15 protein-coding genes are annotated in these 16599 nt (G+C 75.0%); 9 read left to right on the top strand and 6 right to left on the bottom strand.

Annotation, left to right across the window (positions count from 1 at the left end; all coding sequences use genetic code 11):
* The first annotated feature begins 79 nt into the window (after positions 1-79).
* The 5 genes from ACIRST_RS02255 (at position 80) to ACIRST_RS02235 (ending at position 6213) form a co-directional block, all read left to right on the top strand.
* Positions 80-553 (top strand): nucleoside deaminase, encoded by a 474-nt coding sequence (locus ACIRST_RS02255; protein WP_350523135.1) that lies wholly within the window; start codon positions 80-82, stop codon positions 551-553.
* Between the two features lie 36 nt (positions 554-589).
* Positions 590-1153 carry a YbaK/EbsC family protein gene (locus ACIRST_RS02250; protein WP_402799265.1) on the top strand — a complete coding sequence of 188 codons (564 nt, stop codon included), beginning with the start codon at positions 590-592 and terminating at the stop codon, positions 1151-1153.
* Positions 1154-1264: 111 nt separating this feature from the next.
* Complete coding sequence (locus tag ACIRST_RS02245) at positions 1265-1702, top strand: universal stress protein (RefSeq protein WP_402799263.1); 438 nt, start codon at positions 1265-1267, stop codon at positions 1700-1702.
* A gap of 43 nt (positions 1703-1745) precedes the next feature.
* Complete coding sequence (locus tag ACIRST_RS02240) at positions 1746-4928, top strand: ATP-binding protein (RefSeq protein WP_402799261.1); 3183 nt, start codon at positions 1746-1748, stop codon at positions 4926-4928.
* A 106-nt stretch (positions 4929-5034) separates the two neighbouring features.
* Positions 5035-6213, top strand: coding sequence for a class I SAM-dependent methyltransferase (locus ACIRST_RS02235; RefSeq protein WP_402799258.1), 1179 nt, complete (start codon positions 5035-5037; stop codon positions 6211-6213).
* Positions 6214-6278: 65 nt separating this feature from the next.
* Here ACIRST_RS02235 and ACIRST_RS02230 read toward each other — a convergent pair whose 3' ends face one another.
* Positions 6279-6578, bottom strand: a complete 300-nt coding sequence (locus ACIRST_RS02230) for a hypothetical protein (protein ID WP_350523140.1) — start codon at positions 6576-6578, stop codon at positions 6279-6281.
* A gap of 185 nt (positions 6579-6763) precedes the next feature.
* On the opposite strand from ACIRST_RS02230, the gene ACIRST_RS02225 reads away from it, so the two are divergent.
* A complete protein-coding gene (locus tag ACIRST_RS02225; RefSeq protein ID WP_350523141.1) occupies positions 6764-7954 on the top strand; it encodes a CopD family protein in 1191 nt (396 codons plus the stop codon).
* A 182-nt stretch (positions 7955-8136) separates the two neighbouring features.
* Positions 8137-8520, top strand: a complete 384-nt coding sequence (locus tag ACIRST_RS02220) for a hypothetical protein (RefSeq protein ID WP_350523142.1) — start codon at positions 8137-8139, stop codon at positions 8518-8520.
* Positions 8521-8535: 15 nt separating this feature from the next.
* Here ACIRST_RS02220 and ACIRST_RS02215 read toward each other — a convergent pair whose 3' ends face one another.
* Genes ACIRST_RS02215 through ACIRST_RS02200 form a run of 4 tightly spaced genes read right to left on the bottom strand, consistent with a single transcriptional unit; the run spans position 8536 to position 12791 of the window.
* Positions 8536-9720 (bottom strand): ABC transporter ATP-binding protein, encoded by a 1185-nt coding sequence (locus ACIRST_RS02215; protein WP_402799253.1) that lies wholly within the window; start codon positions 9718-9720, stop codon positions 8536-8538.
* 34 nt (positions 9721-9754) lie between these two features.
* On the bottom strand, positions 9755-10588 hold the full coding sequence (locus ACIRST_RS02210) for a carbohydrate ABC transporter permease (protein WP_350523144.1): 834 nt from the start codon (positions 10586-10588) through the stop codon (positions 9755-9757).
* Positions 10585-11517, bottom strand: a complete 933-nt coding sequence (locus ACIRST_RS02205; RefSeq protein WP_350523145.1) for a sugar ABC transporter permease — start codon at positions 11515-11517, stop codon at positions 10585-10587. The genes ACIRST_RS02210 and ACIRST_RS02205 overlap by 4 nt, the downstream gene beginning before the upstream one ends.
* Complete coding sequence (locus ACIRST_RS02200) at positions 11514-12791, bottom strand: ABC transporter substrate-binding protein (RefSeq protein ID WP_402799249.1); 1278 nt, start codon at positions 12789-12791, stop codon at positions 11514-11516. The genes ACIRST_RS02205 and ACIRST_RS02200 overlap by 4 nt, the downstream gene beginning before the upstream one ends.
* 290 nt (positions 12792-13081) lie before the next feature.
* Between ACIRST_RS02200 and ACIRST_RS02195 the strand changes: the two genes are divergently transcribed.
* On the top strand, positions 13082-13486 hold the full coding sequence (locus ACIRST_RS02195) for a hypothetical protein (RefSeq protein WP_402799247.1): 405 nt from the start codon (positions 13082-13084) through the stop codon (positions 13484-13486).
* Positions 13487-13613: 127 nt separating this feature from the next.
* Here the strand turns inward: ACIRST_RS02195 and ACIRST_RS02190 are convergent, their stop codons facing one another.
* Complete coding sequence (locus ACIRST_RS02190) at positions 13614-14657, bottom strand: alcohol dehydrogenase catalytic domain-containing protein (protein WP_402799244.1); 1044 nt, start codon at positions 14655-14657, stop codon at positions 13614-13616.
* Between the two features lie 198 nt (positions 14658-14855).
* Here ACIRST_RS02190 and ACIRST_RS02185 point away from each other — a divergent pair, with 198 nt between their 5' ends.
* Complete coding sequence (locus ACIRST_RS02185) at positions 14856-16580, top strand: GAF domain-containing protein (protein WP_402799241.1); 1725 nt, start codon at positions 14856-14858, stop codon at positions 16578-16580.
* The last annotated feature ends 19 nt before the right edge of the window (positions 16581-16599 follow it).

Genomic DNA, 16599 nt, shown 5'->3' with positions numbered 1-16599 from the left:
CCGCCACCCGTTCCGACGCCCCACCCGCCACGCGACCCACCACCCGACCGCACCCGTCCAGCACCCCGAGGAGCCCGCCATGGCCGACCACACCCGCACCCACCTGCTCGCCGCCATCGGGCTCGCGAACAGCGCGCGCGAGCGCGGCAACCACCCCTTCGGCGCGGTGCTGACCGACGCCGCCGGGAACGTCCTGCTCACCGCCGAGAACACCGTGCTGACGGACCGCGACGTCACCGCCCACGCGGAGATCAACCTGGTCCGCCGGGCCTCCCGGACCCTCGACCCGGCGCAGCTGACCGCGGCCACCCTGTACAGCAGCACCGAACCGTGCGCGATGTGTGCCGGCGCGATCTACTGGAGCGGCATCCGGCAGGTCGTCTACGCGCTCGGCGCGTCCGAGCTGATCGCCATCGCGGGGGCCGACCCGGAGGAGCCGGTGCTCGACCTGCCGTGCCGACGGGTCTTCGCCGCGGGCGGCGACACCGTGGAGGTGTCGGGCCCGCACCTGTTCGAGGAGGCGGCTGCGGTGCACGCGGGCTACTGGGGATAGCCGGGCGGGGCGGCGGGCCGCGCTACAGTCCGTCCCATGAGCGAGCCCGTGCCCCCGCCCTTCGGCAGCTTCCCGACCGCCTTCGCCGCGCTGGAGGTGTGCGACGACCTGGCCGCCCCCGTGGCCGACGCCCTGAAGAACTGGGACGCCCGGGACGCGGCCGCGTCCGTGCTCTACGTGGACACCGACCCGGAGCAGGCGGACACCGCGGTCTTCTGCGCCGCGTACGACACGCCGCCGGAGCTCTCCGCGAACTGCGTGGTGGTCGCCGCCAAACGCGTCGGCGAGGTCACCCATGCCGCGTGCCTCGCCCTGGCCACGACCCGGGTGGACGTCAACCGCGCGGTCCGTACGCACCTGGGGGCGCGCAAGGCGTCCTTCGCGCCGATGGACGTCGCGGTCGAGCTGACCGGCATGGAGTACGGCGGCATCACCCCCGTCGGCCTGCCCGCCGCCTGGCCGCTGCTCATCGACGAGGCGGTGGCCGCGGCCCCGTACGTCCTGGTCGGCAGCGGCCGGCGCCGGGGCAAGCTGATCCTCCCGGGCCGGGCGCTGGCCCGGCTGCCCGGCGCCCAGGTGCTGCCGGGCCTGGCCGGCTGAGCGGCCGGCCCGCCGCCGGGCCGCCGTCACCCGGCTGCCGGTAAGTACTGGCGGCGGCCCCGGGCGGCGCGCACCGTGGTGGAGGGGGCGACGACCGACAGGACGGTGCACATGGACGCGAACGAATCCGCTCCCCGCGTCGTGGTCGGCGTCGACGGCTCGCCGTCGTCGCACGCCGCGCTGCGCTGGGCGATCCGGCACGCCACGCTGATCGGCGGGGTCGTCGATGCGGTGGGCGCCTGGGAGCCGCCGAGCCACTTCGGCTGGTCGGCGCCGGTGGTCGACATGGCCCTCGACCGGGACGTGGCCGACCGGAAGTTCGCCGACGAGCTCCAGTCGGTGCTCGGCGAGGACCATCCGGTGGAGATCCGCCCGGCACTGGTGATGGGCGACGCCTCGGACGTGCTCCTGGACGCGTCGCGGGGCGCCGCGGTCCTGGTCGTCGGCAGCCACGGCCACGGCGGCTTCACCCGGGCCCTGCTCGGCTCGGTCAGCACGCGCTGCGCGCAGCACGCCACCTGCCCGGTGGTCATCGTGCGCGCGCAGTGATCCGCACGGGGTGACGGGCCCGGCCCGGTGGGAGAATGCCGGTGTGGGGCCGCCGGTTGAGTCGGAGCTCGTGGGCCGGGCCGCGCTGCTGACGTCGCTGTGCCGCGCGGTGGACGGCGCCGCGGCGGGCCGCGGCGGGCTGGTGCTGCTGGCCGGGGAGCCGGGGATCGGGAAGACGGCGCTCGCCGCCGAGGTGGTGCGGTACGCCCGGAGCAGCGGTGTGACGGCGGTGTGGGGCCTGTGCGAGGACGGGGGTGTCGCACCCGCGCTGTGGCCCTGGCAGCAGATCGTGCGCGCGGTCACCGGACGGGCCGGGCCGTTCGCCCCGGAGCCGCCCGGCCAACAGCCGCCCGGGCAAGAGCCACCCGGGGAACAGCCACCCGGGGATGAGCTCCCCGGGGAGGATCCGCCGCGGCGCACGGCGGCGCCCGCCGGCGGTGCGGACTCCCGGCTCGCCCTGTTCGACCGGATCGCGGGCCTGCTGCTGCGGGACGGCCGCCCGCTGGTGGCGGTCCTGGACGACCTGCAGTGGGCGGACCCGGCGTCGGTGCTGCTGCTCGGCCACCTGGGCCGGCGCTCCCGGCACGAGCCGCTGCTGCTGATCGGCACCTACCGGGACGTCGAGCTGCCCGACGACCACCCCCTGCCCGCGCTGCCCGGCGCCGAGGTGGTGGTGCTCGGCGGCCTGGACCCGACCGGCGTCGGCACGCTGCTGGAGCGGTTCGGGCCGCCCGCGACGCCGGAGGCGGCGGACCTGGTGCACCGGAGGACCGGCGGCAACCCGTTCTTCGTCCAGCAGGTCGCCCGGCTGCGCGCCGCTGCCGCCGACAACCCGGCCGGCAGCGACAACCCGACGGTGCCCACGGCCGTCGGGCAGACGGTGGCTCGGCGCCTGGCCCGGCTGCCGGACCGGACGGCCCGGGCGCTCGGCACCGCCGCGGTGCTCGGCCGCGCGTTCACCGCCGACCGGCTCGCCGGCGTCGCGGCCGTGCCCCGGGCCGAGGTCCCCGGCCTGCTGGAGCCCGCGCTGCGCGCGCGGATCGTCGCCCGGGACGGCCCGGACGGCTACCGGTTCGTCCACGACCTCTTCCGGGCGGAGCTGGTGGACCGGCTCGATCCGGCCCGCCGCGCCGAACTCCACCTCGCCGCCGCCCGGGCCCTGGCCGACACCGCCGGCCCGGCCGAGCTGGCCTGGCACCACGGCCAGGCCCTGCCGTTCGGCCCGGTCGAACCGGCCGTCCGGCACGCCGTCCGGGCCGGCGAGGAGGCGATGGCCCTGCTCGCGTACGAGGAGGCCGCCCGGTGGTGGCAGCAGGCGGTACGGCTCACCGCCCCGGACGATCCCGCGGCACTGCGGTTGCGCGCCGACCTGGCGGAGGCCGAACTGCGCGCCGGGGCGAGGGATTCGGCCGCCCGCCGGTTCGCCGAGGTGGCCGAGGCCGCCCAGGCGGCGAACCGGCCGGAGCTGCTGGCGGCGGCCGCGCTCGGGCTCCACGAGGCGGGCGTCCGCAGCGACGACTCCCCGCGCGAGGTGGTCGACCGGCTGGAGCGCGCCGAGGCCACCCTGGCCGGCGGGCCGCACGCGGCCGTGCACGCCGAGGTGCTCGCGGCGCTGGCCCGGGAGCTGGCCGACGGGCCGGAGCGGGACACCCCCCGGGCGCGGGACCTCGCCCGGCGGGCCGCGGACCGGGCCCGCGCCGCCGGCGATCCGCACGCCCTGGCCACGGCGCTGTTCGCGCAGCACGACGTCACCTGGGCGCCGGGCACCGCGCAGGACCGGCTGGCCCTCGCCGACGGCATGGTGGCGGCCGCGGTGGCGGCGCACGACACGGCACTGGAGTTCGAGGGCACGCTGTGCCGCTTCGTGGCGCTGCTGGAACTCGCCGACCCGGGCGCGGCGGACGCGCTGCGCCGGGCGGCGGACGCGGCCGAGCGGTCCCGGCTGCCGCGCGCCCGCTACCTGGTCCGCTCCCGCGACGCCGCCTGGGCGCTGCTCCGCGGCCGCTACCGCGAGGCCGATCAACTGTCCGCCGAGGCATCCGAGTTGGCCGAGGCGATCGGTGAACCGGACGGCGCCGGGGTGAGCGCCACCCAGCGGATCGCCGGAGCGCTGGCCCGGGAGGGGCCGGCCGGGGTCGCGGCCACGCTGGCGGAGTGCGGCGACGCCGGGCTGCCGCCGGAGTTCCTGCCGCACTGGCGCTGCTTCGACCACCTGGCGGCCGACGAGCCCGGGGCGGCCGCCGCCGTGCTGCGCGCGCTGCCCGCCGCCGAGGTGCTGTCCCGCTACCGGTGGCGGGCGCTGGCGGGCCTCGCGTTCGACGTGGAGATCGCCGTCGCGGCCGGCGTTCCGGAGGTGCGCGAGGACCGCTACCGGCGGCTGCTGCCGTACGAGCGGGAGACCATCGTGATCGGCGGCGGTGTCGCCGTCCTCGGCCCGGTGGCGCTCTACCTGGGCCTGGCCGCCACCGGGCCGGAGGCCGTCCGGCACCTGACGGACGCCCTGGACGGCGCCGACCGCCTCGGCGCCCGGCCCGTCGCCGTCCGGGCCCGGCTCGAACTCGGCCGGGCGCTGCTGGCCCGCGACCCGGCGGGCGAACGCGGTCGCCTGCTGCTCGCCCAGGCGCTGGCCGCCGCCGAGGAGCTCGGCCTGGACTGGCTGCGCGACGACGCCCGGGCCACCCTCGCACGGGCGGACAGCGACCACGTGTTCCACCGGGACGGCCAGCTGTGGACGCTCGGGTACCGCGGCCGCACGGTGGTCCTCAAGGACGCCAAGGGCCTGCACGACCTGGCGCTGCTGCTGTCCTCCCCCGGCCGGGAGGTCTCCGCCACCCGGCTGCTGGGCGGCCCGGACCAGCCGCCCTCCGGCAGCGACGAGCGCGCGGACGAACGGGCGCGCGCCGCCTACCGGGCCCGGCTGGACCGCCTCGACGGGGAGATCGCCGAGGCCCGCGAGCTCGACGACGTCCCCCGGCTGGCCCGCGCCGAGGAGGAACGCGACGCGCTGGTCGCCGAGTTGCGCGGCGCGTACGGCCTCGGCGGGCGCCCGCGCCGCCTCGGCGACGCCGGGGAGCGGGCGCGCACCACCGTCACCGCCCGGATCCGGGACACCATGCGCCGGATCGAGCGCGAGCACCCCGAGCTGGGCCGGCACCTCGCCGCGTCGGTCACCACCGGACGGGCGTGCGCCTACCGCCCCGCGCAGCCGGTGCACTGGCAGCTGTGACCGCCCGACGGCAACCGCCCGACGGCCCGGCTGGCGCCCGTCCCACAGCTTGTGAGGCGGTTTCCCACGCCTCTCGGTCACCAGCACTTCCGAAGAGGTGATCGAGATGGCACCCGCCACCGAAACCGCAGCACCGGCCGAAGCCGGAACGCCGACCCCGACCCCGACCCCGACCCCGATCCCGACCGAACCCGCGTCGCCGACCGGTTCCACGCCCCCGACCGTCGACCCCGACCGACTCGAAGCCGCCGTCGGCCACGTCTTCGGCGAGCTCGGCGTCAACTGCACCGCACCGCTGATCGTGCTGGGTGACCGGCTCGGCCTGTTCCGCACGATGGCCGGCGCCGGCCCGCTCACCTCCGCCGAACTGGCCGCCCGCACCGGCCTGGTGGAGCGCTACGTCCGGGAGTGGCTGCGCGGCGTCGCCGTGGCCGGCTACCTGGACCACGACCCGGCGACGGACGGCTTCACCCTCACCGACGAGTACGCGGCCGTCCTCGCCGACGACGGCTCCCCGACCGCGCTGATCGGCGTCTTCCCCGGCCTGATCGCGCTCTGGGCGGACCTCGACCGCATCGAGGGCTTCTTCCGCACCGGCGGCGGCATGGGCTGGGGCGAGCACCACCCGGCCCTCGGCCTGGCGCAGGAGCGCTTCACCCGCCCCGCGTACGTGCACGGCCTGATCGCCGCCTGGATCCCCGCCGTCGAGGGCATCGTGCCGAGGCTCGACGCCGGTGCCCGGGTCGCCGACGTCGGCTGCGGCCACGGCCTCTCCTCGATCCTGATCGCCCAGCGGTGGCCGCGCAGCACCGTCGTCGGCTTCGATCCCGACGACGCCGCCGTCGCCCGGGCCCGGGCGTCCGCCGCCGAGGCCGGGCTCGACGGGCGGGCCGTCTTCGAGGTCGCCGACGCCGCCGGCTACCCCGGCGACGGCTACGACCTGATCACCTTCACCGACTCGCTGCACGACATGGGCGATCCGGTCGCCGCCGTGGCGCACGCCCGGGCCGCCCTCGCGGCGGACGGCGCCGTCCTGGTCGTCGAGCCGCTGGCCGCCGACCGCTTCGCCGACGACTTCGCCAATCCCTACGCCCGCGTCGGCTACGCGATCTCCACCCTGGTGTGCACCCCGTCCTCGCTCGCCCAGACCGGCGCGGCCGCGCTCGGCACGATGGCCGGCGAGGCCCGGCTGCGGGAGGTCCTGGCGGCGGGCGGGCTCACCCGGGTGCGGCGGATCGCCGAGGACAGCGCCCCGCTCAACATCCTCCTGGAGGCCCGGCCCTGACCCCCGCGCGGGTGCGCCGGGCTACGGCGCACCCGCCGTGTGCCGTCCGCACCCGCCGGGTCCGGTCAGGCGGCGCCGCTGACGCCCGGGACGACGAAGCGCCGGTGGAGCGGGCTGAACGTCGTCTCCGGTGCGCCGGGGATGCCGGCCTTCTCGACCGCCGGGGCCAGCCGTTCGGCGAAGAACGTCTCGAACGCCTGCTGGGAATCCCACACGTCGGTCACGTGCAGGCCCTGCGCGTCGAACCAGGCGACGTGCAGCTGCGCACCCGCCGGTTCGAGTTCCTCCCAGCGGACCTCGTCACGCACCGTGTCGTACTGCTCCGGAGTGGCCCCGACCCACCGCATCGACATCACCACAGCCATGTCACCGCTCCCTTGCCGACTCGTCGTGACGCGATTCCCGCGCTGCTTCCACGAAACGCCCCCGCCGGCGCGTACGCACCTCGACCCACACCGGTTCCCGAAGGTTCATCACGGATTCATGACGATAGGACAGCCGAGGGCCAAGAATGAGGGAAGGCTAACCTTCCTAAGGCTAGCCTTCCCTCATGAACAGTCTGCTGTTGGCCGCGAACACGGCCGGATACACCACGCCCCAGCTCTGGCGGATCCTCACCAAGACGGGCTACTTCATCGGCCTCAGCGGAGCCATCGGCACCACCGTCACCTACGCCACCACCGTCCTCCCGTCCCTGCGGGCCGCCGAACGCACCGGCGGCGAGGACGGCACGCACGACGCGGCCGTCCTGAGATCCAGATCGGCGGTGTACCTCGCCTGGGCGGGCGTGGTGCTGCTGGTCACCGGCTACTTCCAGCTCGCCGCCCGCGTCGCCCGCTCCGGCAAGGGCATGCCCTTCGGCGACGCCCTCGCCCCCGACCGGATCCTGGACTTCCTCCGGGCCCCCGCCGCCAAGGGCGCCTGGATCTCCCAGGGCACGGTCTACCTCGTCCAGAACGCCGTCCTGCTCGCCACGGCCGCCGCCTTGACCGCCCTGTTCGTCCCGGCCGTCCGCCGCCACACCGACCGCGTCGCGCTCGCCGCCCTGCCGGCCGCCCTCGCCGTCACCCTGATCGCCGCCGTCCCGACCACCGCGCCCGCCGACCTCGACCGCTGGCTCGACCTCGTCCTCGACCAGGTCCACATCGTCTCCGGCACCGTCTGGCTCGGCGGCCTCGCCCTGCTCGTCGCCCTCGCCGGCGCCCGCGGCCGCCTCGGTGACGCGGCCGGCCCGCTGTGGGCCGACCTGTGGCGCCGTTTCAGCCTCGTCGCCATGGTCTGCGTCGGCGCCGTCGTCGTCTCCGGCCTCTGGCTCACCTGGAAGCACGTCGGCGCGGTGTCCCAGCTGTGGACGACCGGCTACGGCCTCGCCCTGCTCGTCAAGGTCCTCCTCGTCCTCGCCCTGGTCACCGCCGGCGCCTTCAACCAGTTCTGGCTGATGCCTCGCATCGCCCGGGCCCGCCGCGCCGACGACACCGCGTCCCTCCGCCACCTCACGCTGCACCACTTCCCGAAGGTCGTCTGGGGCGAGGTCGTCCTCGGGGTCGCGGTGCTGGCGGTCGTGCCGTTCCTCGCCGGCTCCGCCCGTACCGAGGCCGGCAGCGCCAAGGCCGTCTCCTCCGGCAGTCTCTTCGCCGCCGGCGCCGCCCTGGTCCTCGCCCTCGCCGTCTCCCTGTACGGCACGGTCAAGGCTTCCGACGCGCTGTCCCGCCGCGCGCCGGCCGCCCCGGCCGCGCCCTGACACCCACGCCCTGACACCCGCGCCCTGACACCCGCACCCCACCCGCGCGCACCGCCGGTCCGGACCTCCTCCGGACCGGCGGCGCGCGTTCCGGCGTCCGGCCCGGATGCGGCCCGGGGCGCGAAGTGGTCGACTCGACACGAGGGGAAGTCTCGGGGTTGCCACCGGGAGGAGCCGTACCGATGCCCAAGGTATCCAAGCAGTCGGCGCCGCAGGTCCAGGAGTTCGGGCCGGTGACCGACCGCCGCGCGGAGATGAACGGCTACACGGTCGAGTTCGTCTCCTTCGCCGCCGAGGCCGACCTGGACGGTCCGCTGCAAGCACTGCCCGGCGGGATGTGCCACTGCCCGCACTGGGGCTACGTCATCGCCGGACGCATGCGCTACGTCTTCGGGGACCACGAGGAGGTGTACGAGGCCGGCGACGCGTTCTACCAGCCGCCGGGCCACCGGCCGTACGTCGACGCCGGAACCGAGCTGCTGCAGTTCAGCCCCACCGACGACCTCGCCGTCACCGAACGGGCCATCATGGAGTGGATGGCCCGCCAGGAGGGCGGCACCCCGTAACAGCCCCCGCCCGGCTCACCCCGGCTGGCGCTCCGGGTGGGTCAGGTTGGCGCCGTCGCGGGGGTCGAAGACGTGGATCCGGGCGGTGTCGACCCACAGCTCCAGCGGGTGGCCCTCGGCGGCGCGGGTCGCGGTGTTCAGCCGCGCGACCACGCGGTGCTCCTGCATGCCCGTGTCGGCCCGGCCCGAGTCCGCGGCGAGTTCGGCGAGTTCCTCCGTCGGCGCCGGCCCGCCCTCCTCCGCGAAGTGGACGTACACGTCGGAGCCCACGGACTCCCGGACCTCGACGGTGACGGTGCAGGTGACGCCGCCGGTGTGCTCGGCCGGCGCGGCGTCCTCGAAGTCCTCGGGGCGGATGCCGACGATCAGCTCGGGGGGCGCGTCCGCCCGCTCCAGGGCGCGCCGGGTGCGGTCGTCCAGCGGCAGCGCGCCCAGCGAGGTGCGCAGCGCGTTCTCCTCCAGCGCGGCGCCGAGGAAGTTCATGCCGGGCGAGCCGATGAACCCGGCGACGAACAGGTTGACCGGCTCGTCGTACAGGTGCTGCGGCGAGCCGACCTGCTGGACGACGCCGGCCCGCATGACCACCACCCGGTCGCCGAGCGTCATGGCCTCCACCTGGTCGTGGGTGACGTAGACGGTGGTGGTGCCCAGACGGCGCTGGAGCGCGGCGATCTGGGTGCGCATCTGGACCCTGAGCTTGGCGTCCAGGTTGGACAGCGGCTCGTCCATCAGGAAGGCCTTGGGGTCGCGGACGATGGCCCGCCCCATCGCGACCCGCTGGCGCTGGCCGCCGGAGAGGTTGGCGGGCTTGCGGTCCAGGTGCTGGGTGAGGTCCAGGATGCGGGCGGCCTCCTCCACCTTGGCGGCGATGGTCGCCTTGTCGGTCTTGGCCAGCCGCAGCGCGAAGCCCATGTTGTCGCGCACGCTCATGTGCGGGTAGAGGGCGTAGCTCTGGAAGACCATGGCGATGTCGCGGTCCTTGGGCGCGCGGTCGTTGACGACCTCCCCGGCGATCCGCAGGGTGCCGTCGGTGATGTCCTCCAGCCCGGCGATCATGTTGAGCGTGGTGGACTTGCCGCAGCCGGACGGGCCCACCAGGATCACGAACTCGCCGTCGGCGATGGTGAGGTTGACGTCGCGGACGGCGAGGGCGCCGTCGGGGTAGCGCTTGGTGATGCCGTCGAGGACGATCTCGGCCACGGTCCGCCTTCCTGGTCCGCCGGGTGGGGCGGTCTCAACCTTTGACTGCGCCGGCGGTGAGTCCGGCGACGATGCGGCGTTGGAACAGCAGCACGAAGACCACGATCGGGATCGTGATGATCACGGCGGCGGCCGCGATCGAGCCGGTCGGCTGCTCGAACTGGGAGCTCCCGGTGAAGAAGGCGATGGCGGCCGGCACCGTCCGGGCCGAGGTGGTGGAGGTCAGCGAGATCGCGAAGAGGAAGTCGTTCCAGCAGAAGATGAAGACCAGGATCGCGGTGGTGAACACGCCGGGTGCCGCCAGCGGTGCGATGACCAGCCGGAACGCCTGCCAGGGCGTGGCGCCGTCGACCTTGGCCGCCTTCTCCAGGTCCCACGGGATCTCCCGGAAGAACGCGGAGAGGGTGTAGATCGCCAGCGGCAGCGAGAAGGTCATGTAGGGGATGATCAGCCCGGCCCAGGTGTCGAAGAGGCCGAGCACCCGCTCGATGTTGAACAGCGGTGAGACCAGCGAGATCGGCGGGAACATCGCGATCAGCAGGGAGATGCCGATCAGCAGCCGTTTGCCGGGGAAGCGCAGCCGGGCCACCGCGTAGGCCGCCATGGTGCCGAGGACGACGGCGATGGCGGTGGAGATCACCGCGATGCCGATCGAGTTCACCAGGGCCCGGGTGAACTCCGACGTCTGGAAGATGCCGCGGTAGTTGGCCCAGGTCCACTCGCGCGGCACGAAGTTTCCGTCGGTGAGGGTGGCGGGGTCCTTGAAGGAGAGCGCCACGATCCACCACACCGGGAAGAGCGCGTACAGGACGACGACCAGGTTGGCGACGCCCCAGCCGGTGAGCGTCCGGGCGTGTCGGGTGCTCATCGGCTCTCCGGTTCCGCGCCCGGCGTCGCCGTGCCGAACAGCTTGACGAAGACCAGGGCGATGAGTGCGACGCAGACGAAGATCAGGACGGAGATCGCCGATCCGATGCCCAGGTTGAGCGCGGTGAAGAGGTTGTCGTAGCCGAGGATCGACACCGAGCCGGTGCCGTTGGAACCGCCGGTCAGCACGTAGATGTTGTCGAAGATGCGGAAGGCGTCCAGGGTGCGGAAGAGCAGGGCGACCAGGATGGCCGGCTTCATCAGCGGCAGGATCACCAGGCGCAGCCGCTGCCCGAAGCTCGCGCCGTCCACCATCGCCGCCCGGACGGTCTCGTCGGGCACCAGGGCGAGTCCGGCGAGCAGGAGCAGAGCCATGAACGGGGTGGTCTTCCACACCTCGGCGAGGATGATCAGGCCGATGGCGGGCCACTGCTCGGTCAGCGGGGCGCTGCCCTCGGGCAGCAGGGCGGCGAGGTAGCCCGTGCCGGGTGTCCAGGCGTACTGCCAGGAGTAGGCGGCGACGACGGTCACGATCCCGTACGGCACCAGGACGGCGGTGCGGACGGTGCCGCGGCCGAAGACGGCGCGGTGCATCACCAGGGCGAGGGCGAGGCCGAGGACGAGCTCGACGGCCACCGACACGACGGTGATCAGCACGGTGACGCCGAGCGCCTGCCACCAGTACGGCGAGCTCAGCACCGCGCCGTAGTTGGCGAGCCCGACCCAGTGCGCCTGCTCGGGGAAGCGCAGGTCGTAGCGCTGGAGCGAGAGGTAGACGGCGTAGCCGATGGGGTAGGCGGTGACGGCGAGCATCACGACGACCGCGGGGGCGCACAGCAGCAGGCCGAGCCGGCGTTCCTGGCGGGCGCCGCGGGACGGCCCGGCCGGGGCCTTGCCGGCCGTGGCGCGCGAGGCGGTGGACGGTGTCACGGGATCAGCCCCTTCGAACCGAGGGCGTCCTGGATCTGCCCGTGGAGGTCGGCGACGTCCTTCTCCGGGCGGATGTCGGCGGGCGGGGAGAGGGTGTGCGAGACGGCGATGGAGACGTTCTGGTAGGCCGGGGTCTTCGGCCGGATGCTCGCGGAGTCCAGGGCGGCGAGCACGTCCGCGGCGAAGGGGTAGCTCCGGGTGAGCTCCGCCGCCTGGTAGAGGCTGCGCAGGGAGGGCGGGAGGCCGCCCTTCAGCGCGTTGGTCAGCTGGTTCTCCCGGTCGCGCAGGCACAGGGTGGCCTCGAAGGCGAGGTCGGGGTGCCGGCTGTAGGCGCCCACCGCGAGGTCGATCCCGCCGATGGTGACGCTGGCGGGGCGGCCGGGGATCACGGCGGGGTACGGGGCCCAGCGGAAGTGCTGGAACAGCTCGGGCTGGTTGGCCTTCATCGAGGGGTAGACGAAGGGGTAGTTGAGTTCGAAGGCGGCCGTGCCGGACTCCATGGCGAGCCGGTTCTGGTCCTCCATCTGGTTCGGCAGCGACGGGTCGGCGGCGGGTGAGGTCGCCAGGTCGTGCATCACGGTGGCGGCGGTGACCGCGGGCGCCCCGAGCGAGGGGGCCTGCGCGTCGGGGGTGAGGATCGAGCCTCCGGCGCTGGTGATCAGGGTGTTGAACCAGACGGTGAGTCCCTCGTACTGGGCGCCCTGGATCTCCACGTAGTGCGGCTTGCCGGCGCGGGCCAGCTCGTCCGCCTTGGCCAGCATCTCGGCCCAGGTCCTGGGCGGGGTCTGCACCAGGTCGTCGCGGTACCAGAGCAGTTGGGTGTTGGAGTTGTACGGCGCGGCGTACAGCCGGCCCTGCCAGGTGGCGGTGCGCACCGCCGCGTCGAGGGTGTCGGCGGTGGCCCGGTCGCGCAGTTGCCCGGTCCACTCGTGGATCCAGCCGGCCTCGGCGAACTCGGCGGGCCAGGTGACGTCGAGGCCCAGGATGTCCACGTCGGTGTCGTGCGCGGCCATCCGGCGCACCAGCTGCTGGCGTTGGCCGTCCGCGCCGCGGGGCAGTTTGTTGTAGCGGATCGTGTAGCGCCCGCCGGACTGCTGCCCGCAGCGGTCGGCGGCCTGCTGCAGGGCGCCCGAGTCGTCCGGGAAGTTGTACCAGTTCAGGGTGGCCTGGCCGCTCTGCCCGCTGCTCCCGCAGCCCGTCAGGGCGGACGCGACGACGGCCAGCCCGGCGGCGGCACTCGCCCACCGTGAGCGGAGACTGGGGACCCTCGGCATCGTTCTCCCGTGGTGGGGCGGACCGGCCCCGCCGACCCTAGCCCTGCGCCACCGCCGCTCCCCGGCGTGCCGCGCCGCCGGCCATCCGGACGGGTGAACCCCGGCCGGGGTCACCGGCCGCGGCGCACGAGGCCGCCACCCGGGGCGGTGCGTCGTGGCGACCGGGAATCCTCCGCCCGGGTCCGACACGCCACGGGCGGCGGACCATCGCCCGCCGCCCCGGGGGGCGACGCCTACTGTCGCCTTCGCCCCGACCGGGGACGAAAACCGACAGAAGCGGAGAAACACCCATGAACCGTCGCCTCACCCGGACGCTGATCCTGCTCGCCGCCGCCGGCCTGGCCGCCGTGCCGACCGCCGCGAGCGCCGAGGTCGTCTCCGGCGGCAACCACGGGACGGTCATCGTCGGCGACAACAACCAGGTCGCCGGCTACGACATCATCAACGCGGGCCACGACGCCACCGTCGGCTCCCACAACGGCGCGAGCGGGACGACGGCCGGGGTCGCCACCGGCGCCATGGAGGCCGCCCAGGCCACCGGCGGCAACTACGGGACGGTGATCGTCGGCGACAACAACCAGGTCGCCGGGGACGACATCGTCAACGCCCTCAACGACGCCACCGTCGGCTCCTACAACGGCACCTCCACGATGGCCGCGACGATGAGCGCCGCCCTGAAGGCGATCACGGGCTGAGTCCCACGCGCCTCGCGACTCGCGCCGCCGCCCCGGAACGGGCTTCCGGGGCGGCGGCGCGTGTCCTGCCCACGCCCGGCACTCCGGCGTGGCCGGGACGGGGCGGGAGTCGACGGAGGGAGGCGGGTCAGGTCCGGAAGAGGGCGACCTTGAGGGCCCCGGTGCCGGCCGCGTCCGCGAAGGCGTCGTACGCGTCCTGCATCTCTTCGAGGCCGAACCGGTGCGTGACCAGACCCCCGACGTCCAGCCGGCCGACGGCCAGCATGTCGAGCAGCATCGGGGTGCTGTGGGTGTCGACCAGGCCGGTCGTGACGGTGACGTTGCGGATCCAGAGGTCCTCCAGGTGGAGCGTCGCGGGCCCGCCGTGCACGCCGACGTTGGCCACCCGGCCGCCGGGGCGCACCAGTCGGGTGCAGAGCTCGAAGGACTCCGGCACCCCGACCGCCTCGATCGCGACGTCCACGCCGAGCCCGTCCCGGCTCAGGCCCCGGACGGCCTCCGGGGTGGCTTCGGCCACGGTCAGGGTGGTGTCGGCGCCGAAGCGCTTGGCGGCGTCCAGGCGGCTCTGCGCGAGGTCGACCGCGATGATGCGGGCCGGGCTGTACAGCCGGGCGGTGAGGATCGCGGCGAGCCCGATCGGCCCGGCGCCGACGATCGCCACGGTGTCGCCCGGCCCGACCCGGCCGTTGCGCACGCCGACCTCGTACGAGGTGGGCAGGATGTCGGCGAGCAGCAGCGCGTCCTCGTCACGGACCCCGTCGGGCAGCTTGTACAGCGAGGTGTCCGCGAAGGGCGTGCGGACGTACTCGGCCTGGCAGCCGTCGACCAGGTGCCCGAGGATCCAGCCGCCGCCCCCGGTGCACTGGCCGTAGCTCGCGGCGCGGCAGTAGGCGCAGCGGCCGCAGGCGGAGATGCAGGAGATCAGGACGCGGTCGCCGGGCGCGACGGTGCGGACGCCCGGCCCGGTCCCGGTGACGGTGCCGACGGCCTCGTGGCCGAGGACGCGGCCCTCCTCGACCTCCGGGACGTCGCCCTTGAGGATGTGCAGGTCGGTGCCGCAGATGGTGACCGCGTCCACCCGGACGACGGCGTCCTCGGGGTCGCGGACGGCCGGGTCGGGGACGTCGCCCCAGGTGCGGCGGCCGGGTCCGTGGTAGGTGAGCGCTTTCATGCTGCGGTCGCTCCTCTCGGACGGCGGAGCCGTGGCGGTCCCGCTCGCCCTTCCAGCGTCATCCGCGGCCCCACCCGCCGCCAGGGGGCCGGTGGGGTGCTCCGACGGGGCCGTTGGACCCCCCTTCCGCCCGACGCGGCCCGGGCCGCGCGCCTACGCTGGTCCGTGGGCCATCGGGGGCGAGCCAGGGAGGTTCCCTTGGACAGCGCGTCGGAGGCCGGTGCGTCGCAGCCGGGCGCCCCCGTGCCGAAGCTGCGGCTGGACGAGCTCCTGGACGAACTCCAGGCCCGCCTGGACGCCGCCCGCGGCACCCGCGACCGCGTCCACAGCCTGCTGGAGGCCGTGCTGGCGGTCGGACGCGACCTGGAGCTGACCCAGGTGCTGCAGCACATCGTGGAGGCGGCCGTCACCCTGGTGGACGCCGAGTACGGCGCGCTCGGGGTGATCGGCGAGGACCAGCGCCTCTCGCAGTTCATCCCGGTCGGGGTCACCGACGAACAGGTCGCGCTGATCGGCGCCCTGCCGTCCGGGCACGGCATCCTCGGCGAGCTGATCCGCCACCCCGAGCCGCTGCGGCTCTCCCGGCTCTCCGACCACCCGGCCTCCTACGGCTTCCCGGCCGACCACCCCCCGATGCGGACCTTCCTGGGCGTGCCGATCCGGATCCGCGACAAGGTGTTCGGCAACCTCTACCTGACCGAGAAGCGCGGCGGCGGCGACTTCGACGCCGAGGACGAGGCGGTGCTCGCCACCCTCGCCGTCGCCGCCGGCGTGGCCATCGACAACGCCCGGCTGTACGCCCGGGCCCGGCAGCGGCAGCGCTGGCTGGAGGCGAGCGCCGAGGTGACCAGCAGCCTGCTCTCGGGCAGCGCCGAGCAGGAGGTGCTGGACCTGCTGCTCGCCCGGGCGGCCGAGATCGCCGGCGCGGACCTCGCCGTGTTCGCCGTGCCGGTGCCGCAGGCCCGCGAGCTGGAGGTGCGGATCGCCGTCGGGCTGCGTGCGGAGGAGCACCGCGGTCTGGTGCTGCCGGTCGAGGGGTCGTTCGTCGGCTCCGCCGTGCGCACCGGCGGGCTGGTGGTCAGTCCCGACGTCCGGCGGGACCCGAGGATCACCGTCGGGCCACCGCGCTGGGAGGGCCTCGGCCCGGCCGTCGCCGTCCCCGTCGGGACCGCCGAGCGCGGCATCCGCGGGGTGCTGATGCTGGCCAGGGCCGCCGGGGCGGCGCTGTTCGAGGAGGGCGGGTCCGGGCCGCTGCTGGGCTTCGCGGGGCAGGCGGCGGTGGCCATGGAACTCGGCGAGCGGCGCCGGGACTCCGAGCAGGTCGCGCTGCTGCGGGAACGCGACCGGATCGCGCGCGACCTGCACGACCTGGCCATCCAGCGGCTGTTCGCCACCGGGATGACCCTGCAGGGCGCGACCCGCTTCATCGACCACCCCGAGGCGGCCGACCGGGTGCTGCGGGCGATCGACGACCTGGACGAGACCGTCCGGACCATCCGCGCCACCATCTTCGGCCTGCGGCTGCGCGAGCGCGGCCCGGCGGCGGAGGGACTGCGCAGCCGCGTCGTCGAGGTGGTCGACCGCGCGGCCCGCTCGCTCGGCTTCGCGCCGGCCCTGCGGATGACCGGCCTGCTCGACGTCACGGTGCCCGCCGAGGTCGCGGACGCGGCCGTCGCCGTCCTGGAGGAGGCGCTGTCCAACGCGGCCCGCCATGCGAAGGCGACCACCGTCGAGGCCACCGTCGCGGCCGGCCCGGACGTGAGCGTCACCGTGACCGACGACGGCGTCGGCCTGCCCGAGGGCGGCCGCCGCAGCGGCCTGGCCAACCTCGCCGACCGCGCCACCGCCCTGGGCGGCGCCTTCACCGCGCGGGCCCGCCCCGAGGGCGGCACCGAGCTGGTCTGGCGGGTTCCGCTGTCCTAGGGTCCGTCTTCAACGCCGG

It is taken from the genome of Kitasatospora sp. NPDC101447, assembly GCF_044767225.1.
In the GTDB taxonomy this organism is placed as follows: domain Bacteria; phylum Actinomycetota; class Actinomycetes; order Streptomycetales; family Streptomycetaceae; genus Kitasatospora.
The sequence above is the reverse complement of the archived record's forward strand: the minus strand, read 5'-3'. Positions and strand labels throughout refer to the sequence as shown.